The 15,918-nt window shown below is 72.3% G+C and carries 14 protein-coding genes; 5 read left to right on the top strand and 9 right to left on the bottom strand.

The window, feature by feature from the left end:
- Window positions 1–33: 33 nt before the first annotated feature.
- From OG219_RS25165 to OG219_RS25145, 5 genes are read right to left on the bottom strand one after another with little or no spacing between them, the layout of a single operon-like run.
- Window positions 34–672, bottom strand: coding sequence for a hypothetical protein (locus OG219_RS25165; protein WP_266830087.1), 639 nt, complete (start codon window positions 670–672; stop codon window positions 34–36).
- Window positions 669–2,153: a HAMP domain-containing sensor histidine kinase gene (locus OG219_RS25160; RefSeq protein ID WP_266830085.1), complete on the bottom strand. Its 1,485-nt coding sequence runs from the start codon at window positions 2,151–2,153 to the stop codon at window positions 669–671. The genes OG219_RS25165 and OG219_RS25160 overlap by 4 nt, the downstream gene beginning before the upstream one ends.
- The gene (locus OG219_RS25155) at window positions 2,150–2,833 is read right to left on the bottom strand and encodes a response regulator transcription factor (RefSeq protein ID WP_266830083.1); all 684 of its coding nucleotides are present in this window, start codon (window positions 2,831–2,833) and stop codon (window positions 2,150–2,152) included. Before OG219_RS25155 ends, OG219_RS25160 begins: the two co-directional genes overlap by 4 nt.
- 35 nt (window positions 2,834–2,868) lie before the next feature.
- Window positions 2,869–4,506, bottom strand: a complete 1,638-nt coding sequence (gene murJ / locus OG219_RS25150; RefSeq protein ID WP_266836221.1) for a murein biosynthesis integral membrane protein MurJ — start codon at window positions 4,504–4,506, stop codon at window positions 2,869–2,871.
- A 38-nt stretch (window positions 4,507–4,544) separates the two neighbouring features.
- Window positions 4,545–5,687: a peptidoglycan bridge formation glycyltransferase FemA/FemB family protein gene (locus tag OG219_RS25145; protein WP_266830081.1), complete on the bottom strand. Its 1,143-nt coding sequence runs from the start codon at window positions 5,685–5,687 to the stop codon at window positions 4,545–4,547.
- A gap of 283 nt (window positions 5,688–5,970) precedes the next feature.
- Here OG219_RS25145 and OG219_RS25140 point away from each other — a divergent pair, with 283 nt between their 5' ends.
- Window positions 5,971–7,188 (top strand): Ig-like domain-containing protein, encoded by a 1,218-nt coding sequence (locus tag OG219_RS25140; protein ID WP_266836220.1) that lies wholly within the window; start codon window positions 5,971–5,973, stop codon window positions 7,186–7,188.
- 65 nt (window positions 7,189–7,253) lie between these two features.
- Here OG219_RS25140 and OG219_RS25135 read toward each other — a convergent pair whose 3' ends face one another.
- Both OG219_RS25135 and OG219_RS25130 read right to left on the bottom strand, forming a co-directional pair.
- Window positions 7,254–7,676 carry a peptidase inhibitor family I36 protein gene (locus tag OG219_RS25135; protein ID WP_266830079.1) on the bottom strand — a complete coding sequence of 141 codons (423 nt, stop codon included), beginning with the start codon at window positions 7,674–7,676 and terminating at the stop codon, window positions 7,254–7,256.
- A gap of 50 nt (window positions 7,677–7,726) precedes the next feature.
- Window positions 7,727–8,644, bottom strand: coding sequence for a hypothetical protein (locus OG219_RS25130; RefSeq protein ID WP_266830077.1), 918 nt, complete (start codon window positions 8,642–8,644; stop codon window positions 7,727–7,729).
- Window positions 8,645–9,410: 766 nt separating this feature from the next.
- Here OG219_RS25130 and OG219_RS25125 point away from each other — a divergent pair.
- From OG219_RS25125 to OG219_RS25115, 3 genes are all read left to right on the top strand, one after another.
- On the top strand, window positions 9,411–10,532 hold the full coding sequence (locus OG219_RS25125; protein ID WP_266836219.1) for a hypothetical protein: 1,122 nt from the start codon (window positions 9,411–9,413) through the stop codon (window positions 10,530–10,532).
- Window positions 10,533–10,747: 215 nt separating this feature from the next.
- Window positions 10,748–11,554 (top strand): serine/threonine protein kinase, encoded by an 807-nt coding sequence (locus OG219_RS25120; RefSeq protein ID WP_266830075.1) that lies wholly within the window; start codon window positions 10,748–10,750, stop codon window positions 11,552–11,554.
- Complete coding sequence (locus OG219_RS25115) at window positions 11,551–13,287, top strand: serine/threonine-protein kinase (protein WP_323183297.1); 1,737 nt, start codon at window positions 11,551–11,553, stop codon at window positions 13,285–13,287. The genes OG219_RS25120 and OG219_RS25115 overlap by 4 nt, the downstream gene beginning before the upstream one ends.
- A 26-nt stretch (window positions 13,288–13,313) precedes the next feature.
- Here the strand turns inward: OG219_RS25115 and OG219_RS25110 are convergent, their stop codons facing one another.
- Window positions 13,314–14,114, bottom strand: coding sequence for a M23 family metallopeptidase (locus tag OG219_RS25110; protein ID WP_266830073.1), 801 nt, complete (start codon window positions 14,112–14,114; stop codon window positions 13,314–13,316).
- A 223-nt stretch (window positions 14,115–14,337) separates the two neighbouring features.
- Here OG219_RS25110 and OG219_RS25105 point away from each other — a divergent pair, with 223 nt between their 5' ends.
- A complete protein-coding gene (locus tag OG219_RS25105; protein ID WP_266830071.1) occupies window positions 14,338–15,651 on the top strand; it encodes an SH3 domain-containing protein in 1,314 nt (437 codons plus the stop codon).
- 90 nt (window positions 15,652–15,741) lie between these two features.
- Here OG219_RS25105 and OG219_RS25100 read toward each other — a convergent pair whose 3' ends face one another.
- Entirely contained in the window at window positions 15,742–15,906 is a 165-nt protein-coding gene (locus tag OG219_RS25100) for a hypothetical protein (protein WP_266830069.1), read from the bottom strand.
- Window positions 15,907–15,918 lie beyond the last annotated feature (12 nt).

The raw sequence follows: 15,918 nt of genomic DNA, 5'->3' as shown, positions 1-15,918 counted from the left end.
TACCGGGGAAGGAGATCGCGGAGGCTCGTGTTCTCAGCCGGTCGTGGCGGACGGCGTGGTCCCGGCCCCGGTGCCGCTGCTGCCGAGGGCGAGTCCGCAGGTGCCGGACCTCGACGCGCCGTCCAGTCCCGTCAGTTCCACGACGACCTGGCCGTCGGGGTCCTGGCTGTAGGCGATCGTGCAGGTGAGCTGACGTAGGGCGATGCTGTCCAGTCCCGCAAGGGCAAGGGGCAGGCGGGTCTTGACCCTGCCGCCCGAGGCGGGCTCGACCTCGACGGCACCGCCGGGGCGGGCGGCGGGAAGGGAGGTGTCCAGGCCGGCGGCCCGGTCTTCCTCGCGCGGGCCGGCGAGCAACGCCGTGACGATCTTCTCCGTCGGTATCGGTCCCGGCGTGTCGTCGGGTGTCTGGTCCGCGGAGCCCGACTCGTAGCTGTACCCGAAATCGGCAGGGGGTCTGGTCACGGTCCGGATCACGGGGCTCAGTCCTCCGTCGGGGGAACGGAAGAAGAGCAGCATGTCGTACTCGCGGTTGAGGAAGGCCTGGAAGCTGGCGGGACCTCCCGCCGCGATGACGTCGGTCTCCTGGATGCCGCAGCCACCGAGCAGCGGTACGGCGGCCGCGACAGCGAAGGCGGCGGCCGACACACGTCGGCGCCTTCGCGCACGCCTCATCCGCCGGCCCCCTCCACGTGAAGCGGTATCTCGACGGCGAAGACGGCACCGCCCCCGGGGCGGTTCCCCGCATAGATCGTTCCGCCGTGCAGTTTCACGTTCTCCCGGGTGATGGCAAGTCCCAGGCCGCTGCCCGCCGAGCGGGTGCGGGCCGCGTCCGCCTTGTAGAAGCGGTCGAAGATGTGCGGGAGCGCTTCGGGGCGGATGCCGGGTCCGCTGTCCAGGACGTCGGCGATCAGTACGGGCGGGCCCGGGGAGCGCGGCTCGGTGCGCAGGCGTACGGTGACGGGCGCGCCGCCGTGCCGCAGGGCGTTGCCGACGAGGTTGGCGATCACGACGTCGAAGCGGCGCGGGTCGAGCCGGGCCCGGATGCCGTCGGGGAGTTCGGTGCGGATCCGGTCGTCGGTCCAGTGCCGGTTGTGGAGGGTCTTGCGGATGGCCTCACCGACGTCGACCTCGTCGGCGTTCAACTCGGCCGCGCGGGCGTCGAAGCGGGAGATCTCCATCAGGTCCTCGACGAGCACGGCGAGCTTCCCGGTCTCCGCGCTGACCAGCCGGACCGCCCGCGCGGTGTCGGCGTCCAGACCGTCCGCGTCCTCGTCGAGGACCTCGGTGACGGCGAGCATCCCGGCGAGGGGGGTGCGCAGTTCGTGCGAGACGTCGGAGGCGAAGCGGCGGGCGCGTTCCTCGGCCTCGCGCAACTCGCGTACGGAACGCTCCAGTTGGCCCGCCGACTCGTTGAAGGTGCGTGCCAGGTCGGCCAGTTCGTCGCTGCCGCGCACCGGAATCCTGGTGTCGAGTCTGCCGCTGCCCATGTTCAGGGCCGCCTCGCGCAGTTTGCGCACCGGGCGCAGCACGCTGCGGGCGGCGATGAGACCGGGTATCAGCGCGACGGCGAGGCCGGGCAGGGCGCCGTCCCGGCCGGCCATCAGGAGGGCGTCGACGTTGACCTGTTCATCGGTCATCCGCATGACGGCGTACAGGATGAGCCCGCTGGGCAGCACGCTGTCCGGGCTCGCCCTGAAGACCATGGGCATGGCGATGGTCAGATAGGGGACGCCGTCCTTGACGACCCGCTCGAAGCTGCCGTGGGGGTTGGCCCGCGCGGCGCGGCGCAGTTCGGGTGTGATGACGGTGGAGACGGGGTTCTCGCCCGAGGAGGCGCGGACCGAACCGTACTCGGCGAACACCACCCAGGGGTGGGGCTTGCCCTTGCGGGCGATGTCCCGCAGGACTTCCGCCAGGTCGTCCCCGCCCTGCACCGGCAGGGCGAAGCCCGTCTGCTGGACGTGGTCGCGGAACGACGTGACCGCCGTGTCCTGGGCGGTCTCAAGGAGCGCGTTGCGGGCCTCGCGGTAGGTCAGCGCGGCCGTCGTGCCGGCGCTGACGGCGGCGACCAGCAGGAAGGCGAGCAACAGCCGCGTACGCAGCCCGAACGCCTTGGCCCGCGCCCGCTCGCCGCTGCTGCCATTGCCGCTCACAGTGGTCCGAAGCGGTAGCCGAAGCCCCGCAGTGTCTGGACGTAGCGGGGGCTGCCGACCTCGTCCTCGATCTTGCCGCGCAGCCGGGCCACGCATGCGTCGACCAGTCGGGCGTCGGCGTGGAAGTTGTGCTCCCAGACGTGTTCAAGGAGTTGCTGCCTGCTGAACACCTGCTCGGGGGCGCCGGAGAGATGCAGCAGGAGCTTGAGCTCCGAGGGGGCGAGCGCGAGTGGCCGGCCGGCTTTGGTGACGGTCAGTCCGACCCGGTCGACGGTGAGTTCGCCGTAGACCTCGATGGCCGGTCGGCCCGATCCGCTGTCGTCGATGCGGCGCAGTACGGCACGGATCCGGGCCTCGATCACCTCGGGGCGGGCGGGCTTGACGATGTAGTCGTCGGCGCCGGCCTCCAGGCCGATGACCACGTCGAAGTCGTCGCCGCGCGCGGTGAGCATGATGATCGGCAGCTGGCTGTGGTCGCGGACCTGCCGGCAGACCTGTACGCCGTTCATGCCGGGCAGCATCAGGTCCAACAGCAGCAGATCGGGGCGGAATTCGGCCATGGCGGCGAGTCCGGCCTCACCGGTCGCGGCCGCCCGTACCTCGTGGCCGCGGCGGCGCAGACCGAGTTCGACCCCCTCGCGTACGGAGGGGTCGTCCTCGATGAGGAGCACGCGGGGCATCGGCGGTTCTCCCTAGGTGATGTCAGGGGTGGGGGTCAGGTCCCGGTTCGTCTGCGGCGTACGCCGGAGAGCAGCGCGTCGAGTTCGGCGAGTCGTAGAGGACGGGCGAGCACAGCGAAGGTGAGGACGACGACAACCGCCCCCGCAGTTGCGGCGACCAGGGCCCCCGCCCGTACCGCGTTCAGGGCCGCGAGGTGGCCGAGGGCGGTGGCGGGGACGGCGGCGAGCAGCAACCGCGCGTGGGCGCCGACGGAGGACGAGCGCAGGAGGCGTACGACGGCGGACGAGCGCGGGAGGTGGGCGACGGCGGACGAGCGCAGAGAGCGGGCGACGGCGAGCCGGCGGCTCAGCACCAGGCCCGTCACCGCCCAGCCCACGCACAGCGCCAGGGAGTACGCCGCCGCCATGCCCGTCACGGCCCAGCGGGCCGGCAGCAGGTGTGCGGCGGCCAGGGAGAGTCCCGCGTTGAGGGCGACGATCACGAGGTTGAGCAGGAACGGCGTACGGGTGTCGGAGAGCGCGTAGAAGGCGCGGGACAGGACGTACTGGCCGGACAGGGCGACGAGTCCGGGCGCGAAGGCCATCAGGATCCCGGCCATGGCGGCCGTGTCGTCGGCGCCGGTCCTGCCGTATCCGAAGACGAGGGCCATCACCGGCTGGGCGAGGGCGAACAGCGCGCAGGCGGCGGGGACGACGGCGGACGCGCAGACGCGCAGGGCGTGGGAGACGTCGCGGCGTACGGCGTCGGTGTCCCCGTCGGCGGCGGCCGCGCTCATCCGGGGCATCAGCGCGGTCACCACGGAGACCGTGATGATGCCGTGCGGTACGACCCACAGGGCATAGGCGTTGTTGTACGCGCCGTATCCGGGGCCGCCGTCGAGGCCCGCGGTGGTGGCGAGGCGGGTGGTGACCCAGTACGCGGCCTGGTTGGCCAGGACGAGGAGCACCAGCCAGCCGGCCGCTCGCATGGGGCGGGTCAGTCCGCTGCCGCGCCAGTCGAAGCGGGGGCGCCAGCGGAAGCGGGCCGCGCGCAGCGCGGGGACGAGGGCGAGTGCCTGGACGGCGATACCGGCGGTCGTGCCCCAGCCGAGCACGGCGGTCTCGGTCGCGGTGAGCGTGTCCCCGCCGCCCATGGCCAGGGCGAGATACAGCCCGAACACGGTCATGACGACGAGGTTGTTGAGGACGGGCGCCCACATCATCGCGCCGAACTTGCCGCGTGCGTTGAGTACTTGACCGAGCAGCGTGAACAGTCCGAGGAAGAAGATCTGGGGCAGGCAGTAGCGGGCGAGCGCGGTGGTCATGGCCGCCTGCGGGCCGGTGTAGTCGGTGTACGCGTCGACGATCGCGGGGGCCGCCCACACGGCGGTCGCAGTGATCGCCAGCAGGGCGAGGACGCAGACGGTGACGAGCCGGTCGGTGTACGCGGTGCCCCCGTCGTCGTGCTCCTTGGCGGCCTTGACCAGCTCGGGCACGAAGACGGCGTTCAGCGCGCCGCCGAGGAGCAGCATGTAGACGATGGTGGGCAGGGCGTTGCCGACCGCGTAGCCGTCGGCGACCGGCCCGATGGTGCCGAGCGCCGCCGCGACCACGGCGGAGCGGGCGAAGCCGGTGGCCCGGGAGACGATGGATCCGGCGGCCATCACGGCGCTGCCGCGGGCCGCCGTCTTCATCGGCGCGGTGGTATCCGGGCTCGTCGGGGTCGTCTGGGTCATCGGCGGTTCAGGTACGCCTGGAAGGCGCGGTGAAGCGCGTGGTTGGCGCTGCCGGCCAATGGTCTCTCCCACTCCCCCAAGGTCTCGACGACCTGTCCCCCGGTGCCGAGCTTCCACCGCAGCAGTCCGTACGTACGTTCCTGCGGATCGAGAGTGGAGGGTACCCCGCGCATGTCGTAGACGTCGGCGCCATGGGCGTGGGCGTCCAGCAGCATCCGCCACTGCAGGGCGTTGGAGGGCCGGACCTCGCGACGGTGGTCGGCCGAGGCGCCGGTCTGGTACCAGGATCGGCGGCCCACCGTGATCATCGTGTGGGCGGCCAGGATCTCTCCCCGGTGACGGGCGAGGTACAGCTTCATCCGGCCCGGTTCCTCGGCGTTGAGCGCCGCGTACTGACGCTCGTAGTAGGCGAGCGAGCGGCCGAGCCGGAACCCGTCACGTCGCTCGGTGATGCCCAACAGCCGGTGGAACTCGGGGAGTTCGGCCGCACTGCCCACCACCACCTCCACGCCCTCCTTCCGGGCTCGCCGCACGTTGCGGCGCCACTCCTGGTTGAGCCCGGACCACAGGTCCTCCGTGGTGCGTCCGGCGAGCGGCACCTGGAAGACGTGCCGCGGCTGGGCGTCCCCGTCCGTTCCGGTCCCGTCACCGCCGCAGCGGCGCCAGCCCCGGGCCCGCAGCCGCTCGGCGACGGCGGTGCCGAGCGGGTCGACCTCACTGGCGAGTACGTCGCCCAGGCGTCGGCCCGGTCCGGCGAGCGGCTTGAGCAGGGCGGCGTCCCAGCGCCGGTAGGCGGGCGACGGGCCGATGCGCACGGCGAAGGCGCCCGCGCGGCGCAGGTGTTCGAGCAGCGGACCGAGCCAGCCGTCGACGTCGGGATCGGTCCAGTCGGCGACGGGCCCTTCGGGAAGGTAGGCGAAGTACTTGCGGGTGCCGGGGAACTGCCGCAGCAACACCAGGGCCACACCGGTCAGTTCGCCCGCCTCCGGATCCGGCCCCCAGCCGAGCAGTCGGGCGCGCCAGCCCTCCTTGACGTCGGCCCAGGACGGGCACTGCAGGAAACCGGCGCCGAGGGCGGCGCCGCCGGGGGACGCGAGGAAGGCGCGGTAGGTCTCCGCGGTGATGGTTCGCAGGGCCACGCCCGGGTTCCGTGGCTGGGGCACGCGGCTGGGCGGCACGAGCAGCGCTGACACAGTCTGAACCTCTCCTTCTCCCCGGGCCTGTCGCGGGGACACACAGAAGGCTCACAGCGGCCCATGACCGCTCCGCGCGGCGAGTGTGACCGGACCATGACGGTTCCTCACCAGTCGCCGTCACATTGCTCCATAGCGGCTGACCTCGGGTTTTCCGGCTCTACAGTCACGACATCGCCGACTCTGGCCCACCCCGTTCCCACCCTTCCCGGAGGTCCCGTTGTCCCGGTTGTCCCGCACCCGCGTACTCGCCCAGGCCCGCGTCAGGGCCACCGTCGCCGCCGCCGCCACGGCCGCCCTGCTGGCGCCGCTCGCCGCCTGCTCGTCGAACACCGATGCCCCAGGCACCAGGGCGGACGCCAAGCCGGGCGCCGACGACCGCCCCGTCAAGGTCACCGTCACGCCCACGGGAGAACGGGTCCCGGCGGGCGAGCCCGTGCGGGTGACGGCCGCGGGCGGCAGGCTCACCTCGGTGACCGTCGCCGACGCCGGGGGCCACAAGCTCGCCGGCGAAGTCGCCGCCGACGGCCGGTCATGGGTCTCCGACCGCAAGGCCGTACCCGGCGCGGCGTACACGGTGACGGCGGCGACCCGGACCGAGGGCGGCACCGCCAAGAGCACCAAGGCCGCCTTCACCACGGCTCCGGCGGACAAGGTCAACAAGGTCGACTGGCGACCGGGCGCCGGCGCCACCGTCGGCATCGCCCAGCCGATCTCCCTGGTCTTCGACAACCCGGTGAAGAACCGGGCCGAGGTCGAGAAGCAGCTCAAGATCACCACCTCGAACGACACCGAGGGTTCCTGGGGCTGGATAACCGACTGGTCGGGCAGGGACCGGGTGGACTGGCGGCCCAAGACGTACTGGAAGCCCGGAACCGAGGTCACGCTGAACGGCGAGTTGAACGGCACCGACTCGGGCGCGGCCGGCGGCTGGTTCGTACGCGACTACACGACCACCTTCACCATCGGCGCCCAGCAGATCGTCAAGGTCGACCTCGACAGTCACCAACTCACCCTCGTACGCGACGGCGAGACGGTCCGGCGCATACCGGTCTCCGGCGGCACCCCCGGCGGCGACAAGCGCTCCTGGCGCGGAACCGCCGTGCTCATGGCCAAGGAGGGCACGATCAACATGAACTCCGAGACGGTGGGCCTGGGCGACGCCTACGACAAGATGGTCAACTCCTCGATGCGGCTGACCTGGTCGGGCATGTACGCGCACGCCGCCCCGTGGAACGCCCGCTACTTCGGCAACTCCAACCACAGTTCCGGCTGCATAGGGATGAGCGACGCGAACGCGGCCTGGTTCTACGGGCAGGTGCGGCCGGGCGACCCGTTCGAGATCACCGGCAAGGACACCAAGGGTGTGGTCGCGCCCGGGAACGGCTTCGGCGCGTGGAATCTCTCGTGGAGCGAGTGGCAGCAGACGAGCGCGCTGCGCAAGTGACGCCGCCGCTCGCGCCGGTGGTGGGCCGGCGCGAGCGGCGGAGACGGGTCAGTGGAGAAGGTGGGTCAGCAGGGGCCGTTCACCCAGCGGTTGGCCTCGCCCTGGTCGTTCGCGACCTCGTCCCACTTGTTGCCCCAGCCCTTGTCCAGGCAGAAGGAGTTCCCGCCGTAGCCGTTGTCCGCGTAGACCTCCACGGAGCTGTACGAGCTGCCGGTGCCGTTGTTGAACCACGACGAGTCCTCGTGGGCGATGTACCGGTTGTCGGTGTCCGACCAGATGGGGTTGTCGTACTGGAACTTGGCGATACCGGCGTCGGCGAGGTCGTAGTTGATCCCCTTGTAGACGCACAGGAACCCCTCCGGGCAGTTACCGGGATTCTCCCGGCTCCAGGTGGGCTTCGTGCCGCCGGCCTGGGCGGTGGTGGCGGCGATCGGAATCAGGGTGGCGGCCAGGGCCAGCCCCAGCAGGGCGCGCTTGGTGATGCGCATGGCGTTCTCCTTCTGGTGGGTTACTTGACGGGTTACTCGGTGGTGCGGTCTCAGTCGGAGCCGGCTACGGAGCGGGCCCGGTCCAGCGCGGTCGTGACCGCCTGGGTGTAGTAGCGGGTCTGGCGGGCGAACTCGTGACGCGCGGCGTCCTGCACGTGCTCCCGTTGCAGGCGGGTGCCGGTCCTGGCCAGTCCGGCAGCGCGGTTGCACTCGGCGTCGGCGACCGCGACGGTCACCTCGCGCTTCCACGCCTCCTCGGCGGTGCGGGACCGGTTCTCCTCCGCCACGGCGCCGATGGCCTCCGAAGAGCTCGGGTAGGCCAGCCCCCGTGCCTTCATGCAGGTGCGCCAGCCGGCCAGCGCCTTGGTGTACCGCGGTTCCGCCACCACGTCGTCGAAGGTCAGGTACTCCAGGTTCACGACGGCCGCCTTGGCCTCGGTCCACTTGCGCAGATCGCCGTAGAGCCGTCCGCGGGCGTCGGCCTGGCAGCCGTCGGCGCTGGTGAAGATCTGGCCGCGGCCCGGCGCCGGGACGACGATCGCGGCGCGGTCGGTGCCGTTCAGGGCGCGGTCGAACTCGGCCTGGCGCCGCGGCGGGAGGGAGGCGACGTAGCGTGCCTGGGGACTGTTCTCGGCCGCGGCCTTCCCGCCCCGGTCGCCGGAGCGGGCCGCCTCGGCCAGGCCGTAGCCGTGCCCGCGGGCCCAGGCGACGTCGTCCAGGCCGAAGCGGCGTTCGGGTGCCTCGGCGCGCGGCTCGGCCGGGTCGAGCCGGTACTGGAAACCCTTGTCCCGCATACAGCTGCCGATCAGCCGCTGTTCGGCTTCGCCGAGGGTCTTGCGCTCCGCGTCGGTCAGCCCGGTGCGCAGAGTGCCGCCGGTGTCCTGGGACGGCCGGTCGGCGGCGGAGCAGGCCGTGACGAGCAGCAGGCCCGTGACGGCGAGCGTCCGGAGCAGATCCTTTCCGCTCATCGGAACTCCTCGTGTCTTCGATTCGTGTCGTCTCGTGTCGTCGATCACGCGTGGCGCCGACCGTTGCTGTGCGGCGTGGCCGGACGCTGCGGAACGTATCCGGGGCGCGGTCGGGTGCGTCATCCGGAAGTTCACGGAATGACGCGCTGCGGGCCGGTGCGGTAGGTCGCGTCCGTCGTGTCCGCGAAGTCCCGTCGTGCGGCTGGAGGGTGGGCCCCGTGGCGTGCCGGGCGTGGACCCTCGTACGGGACGTACTCGGGCTGCGCCCGGTGCGGCGAGTGGGGCTCCTCCCACGCCGGCACCTCCCATGCCCTGAGGCAGTGGGGGAGCGTGCCGGGCGTCGCGGGGCAGGCGGGACTTCGCGGACACGGCCTGGGCCGGAGCGGCTTGGTCGCGGGCGGCTCCGGCGCGGCGGTGCGGCGGCACGGCGGGTGCGGCGAGTGCGGCAGCGCGGCGGTGCGGTCACCCCGTCAACTTCCGGATATCGCAGGGCCGGTGAGCGACTTAGCGTGCTCCCGCCGCCTGCGACCCGTACGCGGACCACGGCCCCGGCGGACAGGTGTCACCGCACGTGTGAAGGGACGCCGGTGCCCGAACCGCGACGCCGCGGTGGCCCGACCGAAAAGGGGAACCCACTGTGAACAGTCCGACCACCCGCCGCCACGGCGGACCGGCCGCCGACCGACCGCCGAACCGGCGCGGGACACGTCTGCGGCGGCTCGGTGCCGTCGCCGCCGTCCTCGCCCTGGCCACGACGGTGCTCGGCCTGACCGGGACGCAACAGGCCACCGCCGCACCGGCCCGTGGCACGCAGGCCGAGGTACCGGCGGGCGTGACCGCCGGCGTGGCGGTCTTCGACCGTACGACCGGGACCTTCACCGAGCGGCTCAACGAGACCCTGCGGTTCCGCTCGGCCTCGGTGGTGAAGCTGCTCATCGCCCTCGACTACCTGCGCACCCACGACCCCCGCACCCTGTCCGCCGCCGACCGCACCCGGCTCGACTCGATGCTGCGCAGCAGCGACGACACCGCGGCCAGTTACTACTGGGACCTCGGCGGGCGGACGGCGATCATCGACCGTACGGTGGCGCAGCTCGGCCTGACCGACACCGCCAACCCGCCTGCGGGGTACGAGGAGACCTGGGGGTACGTGGCCCTGTCGGCCGCCGACACGGTGCGGATCTACCGGTACATCCTGGACACCGCCTCGGCGCCGGTGCGCGACTACGTGATGGGCAACCTGCGGCAGTCGACGCGCTGCGGCACCGACGGGTTCGACCAGCACTTCGGCATCGCGGGCTCCTTCGAGCGGCCGTGGGCGGTCAAGCAGGGCTGGTCCGGCTTCGGCAGCGCCGGCGGCTGCACCCCCAAGCCCTCGACGACCGTCCCCGCCGCGGCGGCGGTGCAAGGGTCGGCGCAGTCATCCGCAAAGCCGTCCGCCCAACGGTCCGCCGCCGCGGTCGACTTGACGCGGGAGGCGCTGCACACCACCGGCACGGTCGGGGCCGGCGACCGCACCATCGTGGCCGTGTTCACCCTGCACGCCGACGGCACCCCGTACGGCGCGGCCTACACGGCCGTCAACCGGCTCACCCGCTCCCTCGAAGTGCCGGGCGCCGTCCGGCCGTCGGGAACCTGGTTCGACACCTGGAGCTCGGGCGTGAACGTACGCCCGCGGCCGACCACCGTCGACTCCGCTCCGCTGACGACCCTGCCGGCCGGCGTGGAGGTCCTGGTGAGCTGCCAGAAACTGGGCCAGGAGGTCACCATTCCGCCATACACGAACGCCTGGTGGGCCTATCTCCCCCAGTACGGCGGCTACGTGACCAACATCTACATCAGCTCGCCGGGGAACCAGCTCCCAGGTGTGCCCGTCTGTTCCTCGTAAGAAGCGCTGGACGAGCGGCGAAGGGCCTCACGTGGAACGGAATCCACGGGGGCCCTCCGTCTCCTTCCCCGTGCGCCGACGGGCGGACGGCCGCCCCCGGCCTCCGGCGGAATCCAGCCAACGCACGCGCAGCGAAGCCCGTACGGGGTACCCCCCGGGGGCTACGATGCCCGGCGGCTTGACCAGCCGAAAAGCGGGGGAAGGAAAATCTGCCGATGAGCGGCATACTGATCCATTTGCCGTCAGCGCACCGAACGGAGCCGACGACGACCCGGCGCCTGGGACCGGGGGAAGCGGCGCGCTTCGGCCGGGGCACGAAGGCGCATCCGGTCGAACTGCTGCTGCCCGACCCGGCCGTCTCCCGGCTCGCCGGGGAGATCCGGGTGACGGAGGACCACTGGCAGCTCACCAACTACTCCACCACGCACAGCTACTTGGTCGAGAACCCGGAAGGCGCCGGGGAGTATCTGCGGGTGCCGCCGCGCCGGTCGGGGGCGCCGATCCCGTTCGAGTTCGCCCGGGTCGTACTGCCCACCCGCGGCTCCACGGTGAGCTTCCAGGTGTTCGCGCCCGACCACGTCTACCTCGACGCGGACGATCCCGGCGGCGCCTGGGGCACCCGTACCCTCAACGCCTACTCCCTGGACGAGACCGCCACGTACTTCCTCGTCCTGGTGGCGCTCTGCGAACCGCGGCTGCGCGACGAGTCGGCCGTCTCCGTGCCGACCACCCCGCAGGTCGTGGAGCGCGTCCGCGCCCACCCGGCGCTGACGCGGCTGACGGCACGGGCGGTCAGCGCCCACATCGACTACCTGGCGGAGCAGAAGCTGCGGGTGCGCGGGCCGCAGGACGGCGCACCCGCGGGCAGCGGCACGCGGCGTACCGGCAAGCGCGAGGCCGTGGTCGGCGTCGCACTCCGCTTCGGCCTGGTCCGCGAGGAACACCTGGCGCTGCTGCCGTCCCGCGCCCCTGGCCTCCCGCTCCAGGAAGCGGCACCGGCACCGTCCGGGGGTAACCGGTGAGCGGTACGGGCGAGATGTACGAGGAGACGGTCGACGGGGGGACGGGCGAACCGGGGCGCGGCGGGATCGGTGAGGCGGGCCCCGACGGGACCGGCGAAACGGACCGCCTACGGGCCAACGAACCGAGTCACGACGGGACCAGTGATACGGGCTCAGGCCGGACCGGCGAAACGAGTCCCGGCGGAACCGGCAAGACGGGCCACGGCCCGACCGGCGAACCGCATCCCGGCATGACCGGCGAGACGGGCTCCGACGGGACCGGCGAATCGAGTCACGGCGAGACGGACCACAGCCGGACCGGCGGAACCGGTGAGGCGGGCTCCGGCGGGACCGGCGGAACGACCGGGCGGATACCCCGAGGCTTCCGCGTAGGCCGCTGGGAGGTCACCGAGTCGATCGCCGACGGTGGTTGGGGGCGTGTCTACGAGGGGTGCGACACCTCTGTGGACGCGGAGGGAGGCGCCGAAGCGGGGCATCGGGTCGCGCTGAAGTTTCTGCCGACCTCGGGGCTGGCGCCCCGGCAGGCTGAGCGGCTGGCGGAGACGGCGCGGCGTGAGATCGAGTTCGGCAGCCGTGCCCACCATCCCCGGCTGATGACGCTGCTGGACTCCGTGGTGCTCGGCGACTGCGAGGTGCCCGGCCTCGACGGTGCCGTCGTGCTGGTCATGGAGCGGGCCGCGAGCAGCCTGCAGGATCTGCTGGACGCGGCGGACGGCAGCCCCCTGCCGGAGGCGGACCGGCTGGTGACCGAGATCTGCGAGGGGCTGGCCCACCTGCACCGGATCGGCTGGGTGCACGGCGACCTGAAGCCGGACAACGTGCTGATCATGGCGGACGGTTCGGTACGGCTCTCCGACTTCGGTCTCACCGTCGAGCTGGAGGGGACGCGCGGCACCCACGGCTACATCCCGCCCCTCGGATCGCCCGACTACCTGCCGCCGGAGCGCTGGCGGGCCCCGCTGGACGAACGCGGGGTGCAGGTGCGGCCCACCGCCGACGTGTGGGCTCTGGGCGTGATGATCCACCAGGTGTTCAGCGGGGGTGCCTCGCCCTTCCCCGGGGCCACCTTCACCTCCCGGGCCTCGGCCGTCCAGGAGTACGCCGAGGGCAGGGCGCCGCTCAGACTGCACGTCGTGGTGCCGGAGTTCTGGCGCGCCCTGGCAGCCGACTGCCTCCTGCCCGCCCACGTCGAGCGTGCGGCGCACACGGCGGACAGCCTGCTGGAACGCATCCGGGCCACCGGAGACGGGGACGGGGACGACACCCCCGCCGCCCGGCCGCGGACAGGCAAGCGGACCGCGGCCCTGGCCACCGGTGCCGCGCTGGCCCTGCTCGGCGCGGGCGGCGCCGCCTGGTGGCAGTGGGGCGGCTCCGACGACGCCTCCGGGCGGGCGCCTCAGGCACGGCTGACCGTGTACAACGCCGACGACAAGTGCCGCGCCCGCACCGACCGGCACCCGCTGTGCAGCATGGGCCTGGCCATCGACCCCACCATGGCGTACGTCCTGGACAACGTCGTACAGACCCGGGTGTGGCACGGCGACGTCCTCACCGTCGAATGCGGTCTGGAGCGGGGCATCCCCATCACCGACGAGGCGGGCGTCCGGTCCTCACGGTGGTACCGGGTGCGGCTGCCCGCGGCGGAGAAGGGCCCGGAGACCGTGCGGACCACCGCCTGGCTGCCCGAGGTGCGGACCAGGAGCAACCCCTCCGTCCCGGCCTGCGCCGGCTGATCGGCAGGCCGGGACGGAGGCCTGTCTCAGGGGCAGCGTGTGGTGACGCCGCCGGTCTCGTCGCCCTTGAGGTAGATACCGCTGACGTAGCCGACACCGCCCGCGTTGAGGGGGAGACGGACCCACTTGTCGTTGGTGACACCCTCCGCGGTCACGCTCTGGCCGACCACCCAGCACTCCGCCGGGTAGGACTCACCCGGGTACACCTTGCTCTTGGCCTCACACGAAGTCGACGCACAGGAACGGACGTTGGCCTCCGCCCACGCCGTCACCGTCGCCGAACCACCCCCACCACCGCCCCCGCCGGGCGTGCACGGCAGCCCGACTCCGCGGTCGCTCAGGTACGGGACCGGGTCGATGCCGCGGATCGAGGTGGAGGTGCCGACCCGCACCCGCAGATGCAGGTGTACGCCGGTGGAGTCGCCCTCGGAGCCCATCAGGGCGATGCGCTGACCGGCCGACACCTGCTGGCCGACGGAGACGTCCCGCTGGTACATGTGGCCGTACTCGGTCACGGTGCCGTCGGAGTGCAGGATGCGGATCCACTGGCCGTAGCCCTGGGCCGGGCCTGAGGCGATGACCTCGCCGGCGCCGACCGCGTATATAGGGGTGCCGAGCGAGTTCGCGATGTCGACACCGTCGTGGGCGCTGCTGTAGCCCTGGGTGACCACGCCGGCGGCCGGGCAGGAGCCGGCGAAGGCGGTGGCGGCGGTGGAGCCGTTCGTCGCCGCGTGGCCGGGGGCGGCCGCCGCGAGGGGCAGCAGCAGGGCCGCCGCGGCGGCCAGCAGGCCGACTCTCAGGTTCATGCCGTTCAGACCAAGACGCACTTGGGTTCCTCCCATGAGGTAGCGGTTTCTGACGAGCCGTGGGGTGCGGTGGTCCGGCCCCCGCCCGCGGCGGTCCGGCCCCGCCCGGGTTGGGACGACCGGCCGGAGCACGGACCCTAGGCGCGCGGCGGCTTCGCGGGGCATCCGGAAGTTTGCGGAGAGACGGCGTCCGGTGCGGGCGGTAGTCCTGGACCGTCGTCCGCATCCACCAAGGGGGGAACCCGTGCGTGTCGTATCCGTACGTGCCATATCCGTACGTGCCGTATCCGTGCGTGCCAAGTGGCGTACGCCGCTGTGGGGAACGCAGGTCCTGTGTCTGCTGCTCGTCCTGATGGGCCTGGCGGTGCCGTCCGCCGCCGCGCAGGACCAGGAACGTAAGGACAGTTGGCGCATCGACCTGGCGGGGCCGGAGGCCGAGCGGGGCAACGTCGCCCGCCGTCCGGACGGGCTCACCGTCGAGGACAGCAGAGCCCGGACACCTTCGGTACGCGGCGCCTCTCACGCCGTATACACATCGCCCGGCAGAAGCCTCGGCCGCCAGCTGACGGCGTTCACCGTGCGGACCGAGGCCGAGATCCCCACCGGCACCAAGGTGCAGACCGAGGTCCGGGGCAGCAACCACCCGGGCACCTGGACGCAGTGGCGGGCCACGGACGGCGCCGACGCGGTCCGGCTGCCGCAGGCGGTCTCCCTCCTCCAGGTCCGGCTCACCCTGCTCGGCGTCCCCGGCGGGCCGTCACCCACCGTCCGCGCCGTCACCGTCACCGCCGCGGCCGAGCAGCCCGCGCCGCAGCAGACCCCGCAGAACGGCGCGTCGGCGGCCGCGTCCGGTCCCACCTACCGGCTGTTCGCCACCCGGGAGGGCCTCACCGGGCAGACCACCGCCAACGGCCACGTCATCCAGCCCCGCGACCACTTCGTGGCCCTGCCCTCGCGGCGGATGCTGGCGGTCAACGGCGGCCACGAGTACCAGGTGCGTCTGTGCTACCAGGGGCGTTGCGAGACCGCGCCCGTGTGGGACGTAGGCCCGTGGAACACCCGCGACGACTACTGGAACCCGCCCGCGCAGCGGGAGATGTGGCGGGACCTGCCGCAGGGCACCCCCGAGGCTCAGGCGGCGTACCTCAACGGCTACAACGGCGGGCTCGACGAGTTCGGCCGGCGGGCCGCCAACCCAGCCGGCATCGACGTGGCGGACGGCACCTTCTGGGACGGCCTCGGCATGACCGACAACGACTGGGTGGACGTCACCTTCATGCCGGACAGCGGTGGTGGGGGTGGTTCGGCGACGGTGACGGCGTGGGCGGAGGCCAACGTCCGTTCCTGTGCGTCGACTTCGTGTGAGGCCAAGAGCAAGGTGTACCCGGGTGAGTCCTACCCGGCGGAGTGCTGGGTGGTCGGCCAGAGCGTGACCGCGGAGGGTGTCACCAACGACAAGTGGGTCCGTCTCCCCCTCAACGCGGGCGGTGTCGGCTACGTCAGCGGTATCTACCTCAAGGGCGACGAGACCGGCGGCGTCAGCACACGCTGCCCCTGAACCCCACCGCCGTCCAACACCCCGTCCTCAGATGGTGCTCGGGCCGAGGCACGACCTCCGGCCCGAGCACCATCGCCGTACCGTCCCCGCTCAGGCCGCGTCGGCCGGCCCGTTGAAGTCGGCCTCCTCGGGGAGGATCTCCATGTCGATGTCCCCGCGTCCGAGCAGCGGGGCCAGCGTCATGCCGCGCTCCGGCGGCCAGAACTCGGGCTTCCCGGCGGGGACGTGCACGACGCGCGGAGTGTAGTAACTCATGCCATTTCCTTG

Source organism: Streptomyces sp. NBC_00038, assembly GCF_026343635.1.
Classification (GTDB): domain Bacteria; phylum Actinomycetota; class Actinomycetes; order Streptomycetales; family Streptomycetaceae; genus Streptomyces.
This window is presented reverse-complemented; position numbering and strand designations above follow the sequence as displayed.